This window comes from Chitinophaga pendula (assembly GCF_020386615.1).
Classification (GTDB): Bacteria; Bacteroidota; Bacteroidia; order Chitinophagales; family Chitinophagaceae; genus Chitinophaga; species Chitinophaga pendula.
In genome coordinates, this window is record NZ_CP077769.1 from 3,021,570 (window position 1) to 3,035,134 (window position 13,565).

General features: G+C 48.3%; 9 protein-coding genes. 7 read left to right on the top strand and 2 right to left on the bottom strand.

The annotated features are described in order from the left end of the window. The first annotated feature begins 83 nt into the window (after window positions 1-83). Window positions 84-1,115 carry an oxidoreductase gene (locus KTO58_RS10660; RefSeq protein ID WP_095839376.1) on the top strand — a complete coding sequence of 344 codons (1,032 nt, stop codon included), beginning with the start codon at window positions 84-86 and terminating at the stop codon, window positions 1,113-1,115. Window positions 1,116-1,194: 79 nt separating this feature from the next. Here KTO58_RS10660 and KTO58_RS10665 read toward each other — a convergent pair whose 3' ends face one another. Beyond that, window positions 1,195-2,601, bottom strand: a complete 1,407-nt coding sequence (locus KTO58_RS10665; protein ID WP_095839375.1) for a RagB/SusD family nutrient uptake outer membrane protein — start codon at window positions 2,599-2,601, stop codon at window positions 1,195-1,197. Window positions 2,602-2,618: 17 nt separating this feature from the next. Further along, window positions 2,619-5,654, bottom strand: coding sequence for a SusC/RagA family TonB-linked outer membrane protein (locus KTO58_RS10670; protein WP_225860188.1), 3,036 nt, complete (start codon window positions 5,652-5,654; stop codon window positions 2,619-2,621). A gap of 598 nt (window positions 5,655-6,252) precedes the next feature. Between KTO58_RS10670 and KTO58_RS10675 the strand changes: the two genes are divergently transcribed. The 6 genes from KTO58_RS10675 to KTO58_RS10700 all read left to right on the top strand — a co-directional run bounded on the left by KTO58_RS10675 (window position 6,253) and on the right by KTO58_RS10700 (window position 13,561). Beyond that, a complete protein-coding gene (locus KTO58_RS10675; protein ID WP_095839373.1) occupies window positions 6,253-6,828 on the top strand; it encodes an RNA polymerase sigma-70 factor in 576 nt (191 codons plus the stop codon). A 63-nt stretch (window positions 6,829-6,891) separates the two neighbouring features. Beyond that, on the top strand, window positions 6,892-7,890 hold the full coding sequence (locus tag KTO58_RS10680; protein WP_095839372.1) for a FecR family protein: 999 nt from the start codon (window positions 6,892-6,894) through the stop codon (window positions 7,888-7,890). Between the two features lie 63 nt (window positions 7,891-7,953). Further along, the gene (locus KTO58_RS10685; RefSeq protein WP_095839371.1) at window positions 7,954-10,557 is read left to right on the top strand and encodes a TonB-dependent receptor; all 2,604 of its coding nucleotides are present in this window, start codon (window positions 7,954-7,956) and stop codon (window positions 10,555-10,557) included. Window positions 10,558-10,585: 28 nt separating this feature from the next. Next, window positions 10,586-11,635, top strand: coding sequence for a DUF4249 family protein (locus KTO58_RS10690; protein WP_095839370.1), 1,050 nt, complete (start codon window positions 10,586-10,588; stop codon window positions 11,633-11,635). Window positions 11,636-11,842: 207 nt separating this feature from the next. After that, window positions 11,843-12,592 (top strand): DUF4397 domain-containing protein, encoded by a 750-nt coding sequence (locus tag KTO58_RS10695; protein WP_225860189.1) that lies wholly within the window; start codon window positions 11,843-11,845, stop codon window positions 12,590-12,592. 219 nt (window positions 12,593-12,811) lie between these two features. Then, a complete protein-coding gene (locus tag KTO58_RS10700; RefSeq protein ID WP_095839368.1) occupies window positions 12,812-13,561 on the top strand; it encodes a DUF4397 domain-containing protein in 750 nt (249 codons plus the stop codon). The last annotated feature ends 4 nt before the right edge of the window (window positions 13,562-13,565 follow it).

Consider the following 13,565-nt stretch of genomic DNA (forward strand, 5'->3'; position numbering starts at 1 on the left):
TTATAACGCTGTTTATTATAATAGTTTAACGTTTGGCGGCCTGTTGTGCTACTAATTTTGTGGGCACAATAAAACGAGCAGATATGCAAACGACACTTACTACTCATCCTGCTACGACGGTTACCCATATAGCACAATTGACATTAAAAAACCGGCTGGCGGTGGCTCCTATGTCACGTATCAGTGCGGATGCTGCCGGAGTGCCTGGGGCGGCGATGCTGGCATATTATCAAGGTTACGCTGCGGGCGGCTTCGGTTTAGTCATTAGTGAGGGTATCTATACCGACGATCATTTCAGCCAGGCTTATCCGCAGCAGCCGGGGCTTGTAAATGAGGAGCAGGTGGCGGGATGGCAGGTTATTACGAAGGCGGTGCATGTGGAAGGTGCTTTTATTATGGCCCAGTTGATGCATGCGGGCGGACTATCACAATATCATGCGGTACCGAAGGCCCCCTCTGCGTTGCAGCCTTTAGGCGAACGGTTGAAAGGATATGGCGGGGCCGGCCCCTACTCTGTTTCCCGTGCGATGACGCAAGCGGATATCGATCAGGCAGTAGCTGGCTATGCGCAGGCGGCGCGATATGCGGTAGCTGCGGGTTTTGATGGTGTAGAGATACATGCTGCCAACGGTTATCTGCCTGATCAGTTCCTGACAGCCTATACGAATGAGCGGGAGGATGGTTACGGTGGGGATGTAGCTGGCCGTTTCCGTTTTACTGCGGAGGTACTGGCGGCGGTGCGAGCGGTGGTACCGGCAGGTTTTGTGGTGGGATTGCGTTTGTCAGAAGGCAAGGTCAATCATTTAGATTATCGCTGGCCGGACGGTGCGGCGACGGCACAAGCGGTCCTGACGGCGGTGAAAGCGAGTGCGCCGACGTATGTTCATATTGCGGCGGAAGGAGGTAACTGGGTTGCGGAGACACATTATCCGGACGGCAGTTCTTACAGCGGGCTGGCCAAGGCGATGCTGGGTGTGCCTGTTATCGCGAACGGCGGTTTGCATGATATGACGATCTCCCGGCGGGTATTGGAGGAAGGGCATGCGGACCTGGTAGCGATCGGCAGGGCGGCGTTGAAGGATCCATCCTGGCCCCGGCTGCAATTCGGGATATAGTCAGCCTGTATATTTAAAAAAAGAGGCGGTCTCCTTTATGGGGAGCCGCCCTTTTTATGTGTAACAGTTATAGCTTATTTTATTGCCATTTAGGATGTTGTTTTATGACTTCGTTCGCCATGATTTCGGCATTGGGTATAGGTATGTAATACTCTCTGCGGTCGGTGGTCAGGTTCACGGCACCCTGTGCCTGTGCCACGTCGTTGGGTCCCCTGTTAATAGGCAGGTTGTTACGACGCAAGTCTACATAGCGATGGGCTTCGAAAGCCAGTTCTTTGAATCGTTCTTCGATCACGGCGGTAAGGAGAGCATCAGGTGTAGCGTAGGCTACGGGTACATATCCTGCGATGCGAGCTGTACGTAGTGTGGTGAGGTCGGCATTGCCTGACAGCAGACCGGCGGCACCTTGTTTTGCATATGCTTCTGCACGGATGAGGTACATTTCTGCTACGCGGAACAATTTAGCATCGGCGAGATTGACGAGTGCTGCCTGTCCGCCGACGAACTTCTGCACGGTCCAGCGAGGGTTGGTGGGGCTGGTGTTGAGTGCTTTGAAGTAGCTGGCAAAACGGATATCATTTGTTTTATCGAATAGATCCATCAGTTTGAATGCAGGTGCGTAGATGATACGGCCGGTGAGATCGCGGTAGTTGGTACCGAGGCGTTCCTGTCCGTTATCTCTTTTCAATTTCCATATTACTTCGGTGTTGTCGGTATCCAGCCAGATATTGGGGAACTGAGTACGGGAAGCCAGTGCTGCTTTGTTGATGATCTCGGTGGCGAAACCTATAGCGGCATCGTAGTTCTTTTGCAGCAGTGCTGCGCGGGCCTGAATGGCGGTGATTGCGTTCAGTGTGATGCGGGTGTTGGGGGTAAAACTTGTTGGTATCAGTGCTTTGGCATCTGTGAGATCTTTGTTGATCTGTTCGAGGACCTTACCCACTGTTTCGCGGCCAGGTTTGCTGAGCTGGGATACGGTCATGACCGGTACGCCCGGCGAAGTTGGTTCATAGTCTACAGCGTAGTACCGTAACAATTCGAGGTGTGCAAAGGCACGTAATCCCAGTAGCTCTCCTTTCAATCTATTTTTGGTTGCCAGTTCGGCATCGGTGGCAGGGATGCCATCGATGACTTTCAGCAGTCTGTTTCCCCTGTCGATGACATCGTAATAGTTGGCCCAGGCCGGCGCTGTTTCTCCGCCGCCGGCATCATATTGCCAGCGATATACGATCACTCCCCTACCCGTATTATTTTCTAACGGCATGGTGGCTTCGTCGGTGAGCAATGAGGTGGCGTATTGGGTATTTGCTGCTGCGAAGCCGGCATATACACCGACTACGCCGGTATTCAGGTCACTGACTGTTTTGATAGACGTAGCCTGGTCTACTGAGTCGGTTGGTTTCAGATCCAGATCGGCCAGGCATCCGGTGGCAAGTACGGAGAAGGCGAGGCTGGTATATAGTAGTTTATTTATATTCAGTTTCATGGTTTATACGCTTAAGATCAGAAATTAACTCTCACGCCGGCAGTGTAGGTACGAGCTGCAGGGTATTCAAATGTCGAAATATTGTTATTGTCTTCCGGATCGAAGCCATTCCAGTTGGTGATGGTAAAGAGGTTCTGTCCGGAGGCATAGATCTGCACATCGCTGAGCAGTTTAGTTGCTGCCAGCCATTTTTTAGGCAAGGAGTAACCGATGCGCAGGTTTCTGAAGCGGATATAGGAAGCGTCCTGGATGTCTTTGGAGGAGAATCTTCTCGGATCGCCGAATGCGGGGATATCGGTCTGGTCTCCTTTATTTTTCCAGCGGTTGAACCACTGGGTAGATTGGTTGCTGGTAGCGAAGGACGGGTTCTGATTGAAGAAGTCTTCGTTATTGAACCGTTTGTAGCCGGAGGCGAAGGAGAATACGGCATCGAGTGTAAGGCCTTTCCAGGATACGCTGGTATTAAAACCACCGAGGAATGGCGGGTTGTAGGTACCGAATTCTGCTACGCTCATGGTGGCGGTATTGTAAGCGGTGGATTTGGTTTTTCCATCTGCGGAGTAGTATTCTGCTTTACCTGTTTCCGGATTTACGCCTGCGTATTTCACTACGTAGTGCGTACCGATGGGTAGTCCTACTCTGATGATGCTGGTACCCTGAACGAATTCATTTACTTCACCCAGTTCGAGTATTTCATTTTTGTTGTAGGCGAAGTTGGCGCCGATGGTCCAGGTAACGTTTTTATTACTGATGACATCTCCGGCGATGTCTACTTCTATACCACGGTTGCGCATAACGCCCGCGTTGATCCTGCGGCTGGTGAATCCGGAAGTACGGGACAGCTGTTGATCGACGAAGAGGTTGCTGGTTCTTTTATTGTACCATTCTACGGTCACACGCAGCCTGTCTTTAAAGGCAGCGAGGTCGATACCGAAGTTGAGCATATTGCTGTATTCCCAATCGTAGTCGGGGTTACCGATGTCGCTCGGTGTTACGCCCGGGGTACCATCATACCTGGTGGGTGCATAGGAGGCTACATATCCGAAGTCTCTGTCGGACGGGAACGGAGTAGCGGACAGGCCATAGCTACCTCTGAGGCGGATGGTAGAGAGGGCGTTTACGTTAGCCAGGAATTGTTCTTTTTTAAGGTCCCATCCGGCACCTACTGACCAGAAGGAATGCCAACGGTTTTTCTCCGGCACGGTGCTGGAGCCATCTCGGCGCCAGGTGAGGTTGAGGGTGTATTTGTCGTCGTAGGAGTATTTACCGATGGCGATTACAGAAGCCAGGGCATTACCTGTTTTCCTGCCACTGATTACGGGAATAAATCCGTTGGTATTGTTACCGGGGGTGATGCCTACCGGTGTTTCGGGGAATAATGGATTGAGTCCGTATCCTGTGAAACTGTTGTCGTTGTATTTCGCGCGGTTGAATTCGTATAATGCGGACACTTCAAAGTCGTGCTTATTGATGCTGTTGTGATAAGTCAGCCCTGAGGTGGAGGTGAATTGCATATAGCGGGAGAAGGATTCGCCGTATGAACCCTGTCTTCCGGTGGCTTGTGATCCGGTATAGGAATTGGGGTTGATATAGCGGGAGCCGGTACGCTGGCGATAGTCGATACCGACGGTGGTACGTGCGTACAGGTGCGGATGCAGGTCGTATTTGAGACGAGCGCTGATCACGCCTTTCAGTTCTCCGCTTTTGCTGGTGGTGTTGAGTACGCGTTCGAGTGCATCGGAACCTTCGCGTTGGTCATAAACGTTGTAGGCAGCACTATTACTACTATTTACCAATACGCCATTGATGTAAGGGTATTCGTAAGGCAGTGCGTAGTATACGGCTGCGAATGGGTTTAAGATGGAGGTTGTATTTTCCTGTTCAATAAAGCTGAGGTTCGTGTATGCGATGGCGGAGCTTACGGAAGCGCTGAATTTATCTCCTTTAAAGTCAACGTTGGTACGGAAGCTATATCTTTCGAGGCCGGAGCGCAGGGCGATACCGTCCTGTTTGTAGTAATTGAGGGCGGTGTAGAACTGTGTTCTTTCATTACCACCGCTGGCGGTGAGTTCATGTTCCTGGAATCTGGCGTTATCGCGGAAGAAGATCTTTCTCCAGTCGGTGTTTAGATTGCGTAAGCTATCGAGGACACCTTTGTTTTTAGCTTTATCTGCTTCGCTGAGGTTGGCGTTGCGTGGGTTGAGCGGAGAGAGGGACCATCCGGGGCCGTAGGTAGCGCCGGTTTCCTGTCCTATTTCTTCTTCGAATTTGAGGCGTTCTGCAGCGTTCATCATATCGAAGCGGGGGCGTGTCTGTGTGGAGATACCATGTTGGGTACGGAGACCGAATACGACGCGACCTTCTTTACCTTTTTTGGTGGTGATCACGATCACGCCGTTAGAGCCACGGGAGCCATATAATGCAGTAGCATTGGCATCTTTGAGTACGGTGATACTTTCGAAATCGGCCGTATTGAGGGATGCGAACTGAGAGCCTTCGATGGGAATACCATCTACTATATATAAGGGTGTGGAGGAGCCACTGATGGTACCCTGCCCGCGTATTACCACTCTGTTGGCGGAACCAGGCTGCCCACTTCCTGCGGTGCTGTAAAGACCAGCTACGCGGCCTTGCAGGGCCTGGTCGAAGGTAGCAGCGGGGATATCTTTTAGTTTGCCTGCGCTTACAGTGGATACTGCACCAGTATACTTACGGCGTGTAGTAGCATCATAACTGCTGACTACGATCTCATCGAGCAGTTTGTCGTTGCGCTGGAGGGCGACATCTATTACGGTGTTATTATTGATGGTGATCTCTTTGTTGTTATATCCCACGAAGGTGAACATAAGTGTAGATCTGGGAGGTACCTGGAGGGTATAGGCTCCATCGTTGTTTGTTACAGTACCTCTTTTGGTTCCTTTGATAGCGATTGTTACGCCTGGCATAGCCGATCCATCAGTTGCATCGGTCACGCGCCCGGTGACTGACTGCGCCTGTACAAAGCCAGCTAGCAGCAGGCATGCGCTTAGCCACAAGCAAAACGTTTTCCTCATAGTTCTTGCTTTTTAGATTTTAGTTGACAGTAAAAAAATGTACCCTGGCAGGTATAAAAGCCCCACTACCGGCATATCGGGTAAGACCGGTAAAACAGATTTTTTAAATACTCGGTTAATCAGCGAATGGCCAAGGCTGATGATTATAGATATTGAAGATCAGTGATCTGACAGTTGATGGCTGGCGACAGATTCTCCCCTATTTTAGTGACGATTTCAGTTGTTCTGTTTGATGACGTTTTTTATGGTGTCCTTTCTGCTACACGGATGAGTAAGGCACCTGGATGATAAAATGGCATGTACCGCGTGACTGTCTATAATTCTGGCTCTTAAATTTATAATTATAGTACTATTTAGATTTTGGCATTGTCTCTCTGAGAGTTGCAAGATAACTTGAAATGCAACATGAATTATTACACTAACGTGTTAAAGTTGTACAAAGGGGTAATAAAAGGATTGTGCTTGCGATGTGCGGGGTTATTCTATGGGGGGAGGGCTAACTATTTGACTTAGAAACATTAAATTGCAGCGGGCATGTAACCCGGAAGATTTGCTGATCTTTCCAATTACCTCGCCACTATATATCGAGACAGATTGCATGCAAACGGAAAAAGACTACCAAGGAGAAGATATAACATACGGGTATTTCAGGGAAGCATTTGAGGTCCACTACGATGCCTTGTGTAACTATGCCTTTACTTTTTTGAAGTCGAGGGAGGCCAGTGAGGATATTGTGCAGGAGACTTTTATACGGATATGGGAGAAACACCGGGACATTTTGCATAAGAAGGGGGAATGTAAGTTATACTTATATGTGGCTGTCCGTAATAATTGTTTTACTTATCTGAAGAAGGAGGGCCGGATGATCCAGGTGGAGTGGGACGGAGAGGATCTGGCGGATGAGGTGCCGGTGGAGAAGGGGCCGGATCATGGTTTTAGCGGGGATCTGGGGGCATTGATTGCGGAAGGTATTGCATTGTTGCCTGAGCGTTGCCGGGAGGTTTTTACATTGAGCAGATCTGGCAATCTTACTTATCAGCAGATTGCCGACACGATGCATATTTCCATAAAAACCGTTGAGAATCAAATGAGTAAGGCATTAAAGGTCTTAAGGGCTTTTATGAAGGAGAAAGGTGTGCCATTGGCAATTTTAATTTTTTTAGGATTTTTTTAACGTGGCATAGGGGTGTCTCCTATTTTCATGTTATAAAGGCGATAGACCGTATTATTTTGTTCAATGAATACTACCGAACATATTGTTACACTTATACACAAACAGCTGAGCGGTCAGGCATCTGAGGCGGAGCAGCGGGAGTTAGCGCAATGGAAAGCGATCAGTGCCGAAAACCATCAGACCTATGAGTCTTTCAGGACTGTCTGGGAAGATAGTGCCCTGATATTTGACCGATCTACATATGATAAGGCGGCTGCCTGGCAGAAAATTGATCCCCGTAGGGTGGTGGTGGTTCCTGTGCCGGTTAGTGGGGGTCGTGTGGTCCGTACGTTGCGCTGGGGCTGGATGGCTGCGGCAGCGGTGACGTTGATTGTGGCGGTAGCGGCCTGGTTTACTATGATGGAGCATGGTCGGGACATGGAGTATATCACGGCATCGAAAAAGGATATGCGGGTAAAGCTGCCGGATGGTTCTATTGCCTTTCTCCGTAAGGGGGCTACTTTAGCTTATGCAAAGGACTTTAACCAAGCGCACCGGCAGTTACAATTAGACGGGGAAGGGTTTTTCGAGGTGGAGTTTGAGGCGTCTAAACCATTTACGATTATTACTGAGCATGCTATTATCCGGGATCTGGGTACTTCGTTTTGGGTAAATGCGGAGCGTACGCGGGATGAGATGGCGGTTATTTCCGGGAAAGTCAGTTTTGCGAAAAAGCTGAGGGAGACGGATAAACTTATTTTAACGGCTGGCCAGAAGGCCAGTTTGGAAGCGGACAATTTCTCTCAGTCTGCGGTGGTTGATTCCAATTTTATTTCTTGGAAAACGGGTATACTTGACTTTAACCATACGCCTTTGTCGCAGGTATTAACTACCTTGCAGGTACATTACCAGATAGGGATCAGTATAAGCCCCGAACTTGCAGCTGAAATTGACAGTTTTAACATTGTACTTCATATCAACAAGGGACAATCATGGGAAGAGGTAAAGGATGAGCTTCAGCTAATGACGGGCTATACGATCGAAAAGTCTGATAGTCTTTACGTTGTAAAGAAGCGTAAATAACATTAAAAGTAAGCGGTTCACCACCTGCTTTAGTACTGATCAAGTGGCATGTACACATCTTAGATGAAGCTGTTACCAGCAGTTTTAGTTGTTTTATTTTGTATTCTTCCCTTTCTTTTAAGGGGGCAGCATTCTGCTGTCCTGCAGTCTCGCTTCTCTCCAGCTCAAAAGCGGGCTACCGTTGCAGACTTTTTATCGGATATTAATTCGCGTAGTGGTTACCGGGTAGAATATGCCATTGACCATATTGACGGGAACCGCGTGATCCAGCTCCGGAAGCGTACCTATACGCTAGGAGGCTTATTGTTTTTGATATTGGAAGGGCAACAGGTCAGTATTGTGGAGCGTAATGGGAAGATCATCCTTACACCTGCGGCGGCTAGATTACCTATCATAGTGGAGTCAGGCAATCAATATGTCATATTCGGGATTGTGCGGGAGGCTGGCAGTGGGGAGCCGCTTATTGGTGCGACGGTGCGGGATGCTGTGACACAGCGTGGTACAGTTACCAATAATTCGGGATATTATAGTTTACAATTGCCCGAGGGTATGCACCGGATAGACGTGAGTTATATTGGTTATACTTCGAATGCGCCTGTTGTGGAATTGAAAGCGGATACACGGGCGGACGTGCATATGGCGAAGCGTACGGATCTGCCCGAGGTGATCGTATCTGCTACGCCGACGAGGCTACAAGGTATGGGCAGTAAAAACGATACGGTACGGCAGGCTTATTATGACAATGTGATGGGTGAGCAGGACGTATTGCGGTCTTTGTACTTGTTGCCGGGGGTGAAGATGGCACCCAGCCTTTCCGGTGGTATGTTAGTAAGGGGTGGTGGGCCGGACCAGAATCTTTTTATGCTGGACGGTATTCCTATTTTTAACCCGACGCATATGCTGGGGGCGTTATCGGTGGTAAACAGTGCTACGGTAAAGGGGGCGGCTTTTTATAAAAGTGATTTTCCTTCCCGTTTTGGTGGTGGGGCCTCGTCGGTGATGGATGTGTATAGTAAGGACGGCAATATGGAACACTGGCGAGGGCAGGCTAACCTGAGTACGGTGGCTAGTTCGCTGACGCTGGAGGGGCCTATTAAAAAGGACAGGACGGCGTTGCTTCTCTCCTTCCGGAAGAGTCTTTTCGACCCGGTAACGCGGTTGCTGAACCAGGATACGCGGATAAAGTTCTACGACGCGCAATTGAAGGTAACGCACTGGATCAATCCCAATAATAAACTTGCTCTTAATCTTTATACGAGTCGGGATAAGCTGTCGTATACTTTTGACGATGGTTCTCTGAATACCCGGCAGCGCTGGGGGAATGCGGCTGGTTCTTTCAGCTGGTTTTCCATGTTGAAGTCGAAGTCGTTCATTACGACGTCTGTATTTTTCAGCAGTTATTACAATGCGACCGGTTATAAGTTGAATATGCCTGCAGACAGTACGGGTAAGCAGAAGGAGCATAGTTCTATCAATACGCTTTCTTCTATTTACTTTTTCAGCATCAAGTCGCAGTTGGAGCAATATATCAATGACCAGCTGAAGTTCAATGTTGGGATGCGGTTATCGTATACCAGTATTAATCCTTTTGAGAGCCTGGTGAGTGATGTATTACAGGATCTGGACCCCGGGGATTTCCGTAAGACGGATCAGTTGCCTTACGGGGAGGGTACGCTGTACCTGGAGGCGGAGGTGAAACCCAGTCCGCGGTGGTTATTCCGGCCGGGGTTACATTTTTCTTCTTACCGCTATAAGACTTTCCGTTACAAGGTGATGCAGCCTCGTTTTTATTTGCAATACAATATTAGTCCGGAGCATCAGCTGTATGGGTCTTTTAATAAGGTGGTGCAGTATTTGCATTTGGTGACCAATCCTTTTATGGATGTGAATACGGACTTGTGGGTGCCCAGTACGGCGCAGCTGGCGCCGGAGGAGAATCTGATGGTTAATTTGGGTTACAGTTTCCGGAGCAAGAAAAAGTTCAGTCTGACGTTTGAGATCTATAAGAAGTACCTGAAGAATGTGACGAATTATGTGGAGGGTCGTAGTGTATTTTACAATGCGAACAATTGGGAGCGGAATGTGCAGTCGGGGTATGGTGGCAGTCAGGGATTGGAGATTGCGGCGATCAAGGATTTTGGTCCGGTGCAGTTGACGGGGGCATATACTTTGTCTTACAGCTGGCGTAAGTTTGCGGATATTAATGACGGCAAGCGGTTTCCTTTTAAGTATGACCGGCGGCATGATTTGAATCTTACGGCGACGGTTCGTTTTGATAAGACGAAAAGTGCTACCTTGCTATGGAATATTGCATCCGGGGATATGTATTCGTTGCCACAGTACCTGGTACCGGACTTTGACAATACGCAGGGGATCCTTAATCCGAACCTGGGTTTTAACAATTATAAGTTCACGTATCATTATGCGTCTGTGAACCAGTTCCGTACGAGTCCTTACCAGCGGCTTGATTTATCGGGGCAGTATAAGCCCAAGAGTAAGAAGAAGTGGCAATGGACATTTACTGCCGGAGTGTATAATGTATCTGGTGCACCCAGTCAGTATCTTTATAGTCTGACCAGCGACGAGTCGGGTACTTCCCGGTTAGATGTGATCAAGAACAAGTTATTGGATATAACGCCGTATATTTCTGCCTCCCTGGCTTTTTGATGATATGAAAGGGGACTAACTGATTAACATGCGTATTTTATCACCTCGCATAGCTTTCATTTTTTCATTAGCGATGCTCTTCTTCTCCTGTAAGGAGAAGCGGCAGTTCATGAATACGCCCTTACCGGATAAGCTGGTGATCATGGCGGAGCTAAGTGCTGGTGATACGGTGTCGTTGCCTATATCGCGGAGTATGCGGGCGGGTACGGGGCAGGTTACTCAATTTGAGAAGGTGAAGACTGCGCGGCTGACCTTAACGAATGATGAGCAATTGCCGTTGCCGGTACAATTGAATAAGAATGCGATATATACTACAAATCCTGCGGCGGTGTATACGGGGCCTTCGGTGATAGAGAGCAGGCGTCGATATTTTTTGCGGGTGGAAGATACGGTGCGTAATGATGTGGCGACGGCCAGTGTCATGATGCCCTCTCCTATTACGATCCGGAAGGTAGATACTTCCAGTACGCTGTTGTTTGGTACATTGCGGGTATTTTCTTTCCGTTTCACGTTGCAGGATGATGCGCGGGAGAATAACTTTTACGTTGTTGAGGCGCTTAAGCAGCCGATGAAGCGCGTGCGTTATTTTATCTGGCAGCAGAAGCGGTATGATTATGATACGGAGGAGAACAAGGCGTTGTATGACCGGGTGAAGGGAGAGCCAGGGGTGCGATTGTTGTCGGATACGACGACTAGTCCTCAGTATCAGCGTATGGAGCTATATAGTAAGAGCCGTGTATTTGACAATCGTCATTCGCCGTTATCGGAGGGGCCTTATAACCGATTATTTTATACTGACCGTACTTTTAACGGCGGTACGATCACCGACACTGTGTTTGTTAACAAGGAATTTTTCTCTACGACCGACCCGGCACAGAAAGGGCGGATCATTATACAAGTGAAATCTGTTACGGAAGATCTCTACCGTTATCTGAAGTGGTATGAAGAGCAAAAAGAGAGCGGGGGTAATATTTACTCCTGGTTACTGCGGCCGGGCGTTAACAATATCCATAATGGTATTGGTATTTTTGGCGGCTGCAGTAAGAGTAGTTTCATCTTTTATTACGACCGGCTGTAGTTGATCTTCTTTATGCGGCGGTATGCTTTTTAGGCAACATTATCAATAATACAAATGCGAGTGCGAGGAGCAGCAGGTAGCTATATGCCTGTTTACAGGAGATGCAGAATACTGGCAGGGCATATAATAAAAAAAAACAATACCAGGCGTAGGGGTATGGGTTATTTTGTTGTTAATACTATGGAGAAATACCATAAATTGGCATTCATGAAGCGTAAACACTACCTGTACACTTTTCCGGTCATTACTTTGGCCTTTTTTGCCGTTTGCTTCGCGGCGAGTTGTAAAAAAGATGCTCCGGCACCTGCTGTCCGGCAACCTGCTCAACTAGCTATTTACAATACTGCTTATAATGTGGGTGCTTTGGATTTTCATATTAACGGGGAGAAGGTGACTTCCTCTCCTGTTAGTTATGCTCCGGAGGTGAGTAAGTTGCAGGCTACTTACCTGGAGGTAGCGCCTGTTAATTTTAAGGAGTTGATTGCGACGGATGCGGATGACTATCCTATTATTGAGAGTCGTATTACATTGGAAAGCAATCAGCATTATTCACTTTTTGTATTTGGGGAGCAGGAGAATTCGGAGGCGGTGTTCTTTTTGCTGAATGATGTATTGAGTACTCCAGCTAAGGGGAAGGCGCAATTGCGTATCCTTCATCTTTCTACCAATACGCCTGCGGTTGATATAGAGCTTTCGAAGGGAACGGTGGTGAATAAGATCGCTACGCGTCTGCGTTATATCGGCCCTTCTCCTGATACGAAGGCATTGGAGAAGTTCACGCCTGTTAATGCGGGGACTTTTGATCTGCGGGTAAAGACGTCGCGCACCCCGGCGCAGACCTTATTGGAGATGAGTGGTGTGGAGTTAGCGGAGGGAAAAAGTTATACTATTTACCTGGAAGGCTTGAATGATAGTTCAGATCCTGAGCTCGGGCTTCAGGTGATCCAACATAATTAGCTGTCACCTTCTATTAATTATAATTGCGGCCAGTAAGCATATGCTTACTGGCTTTTTTTATGTGCAGGGCTATTATTGTCAACTTAACAATTTTTTTACAGCGTATTGGCATAGGGGGATTGCATTAAGTATAGTTATAGCATCATAGTTCAAGTAGTATTCTCGTACTGTAGCACTCTTTTATCTGTAAATAACACGAGCGTTCAAAAAAAGTTGCCCATGTATTACCCTACAACGTTAAAAATCCTGTATTCCACGCTGGCGATTTCGTTATTAGGTTTTTCCGCCTGTAAAAAGCAGGAACATCCTCCTCTTCCGGACATTCCCCGGTCTAATATTGCGTTGATCAATGGTGCTCACAATGCGCCACCATTGTTATTGTCGGTAGACGGTAAAAAAATTATTACCAGAGGTGTGGGTTCGGGTTATCACAGTGGTAAATCCGGTTCTCCTTATCTTTTGTCGAATGTGGTGGTGGACCGGGAGTTAAAGATAACGGATGATAGGGAAAAATTACTGCATAGTGGGCGGATCACTTTGGAGCGGGATCAATATTATACATTGGTTTCTTATGGAGAGGTGAAGGATTACCAGCTGACGCCATTTCTTTTGCGGGATACGGTGCCGGTGTTGAGTGGCAGTAAGGCGGGCCTGCGGTTGTTACACCTGTCGCCGGATATGCCGCCGGTGCAGATATGGCTGACCAGCGGCAATAGCCGGGTGCAGGTGGGAGGTATACTTACTTATGTGGGTCGTTTGGAGCAGCAGCGGGTTTTTGCTCCATTTAATACGACCAACAGCGGTGCGTATACATTGGAGGTGAGCACGACGGAGGCGGTGCCGCGGACGCTGATCACATTACCTAATCTCATCCTGACGAATGGTAAGAGTTATACCCTGTATATAAAGGGGCTTGTGAACGGCGTTGGTGCGGCGAAGTTGTCTGCAGGCGTGGTGTCTTACAATTGATGTC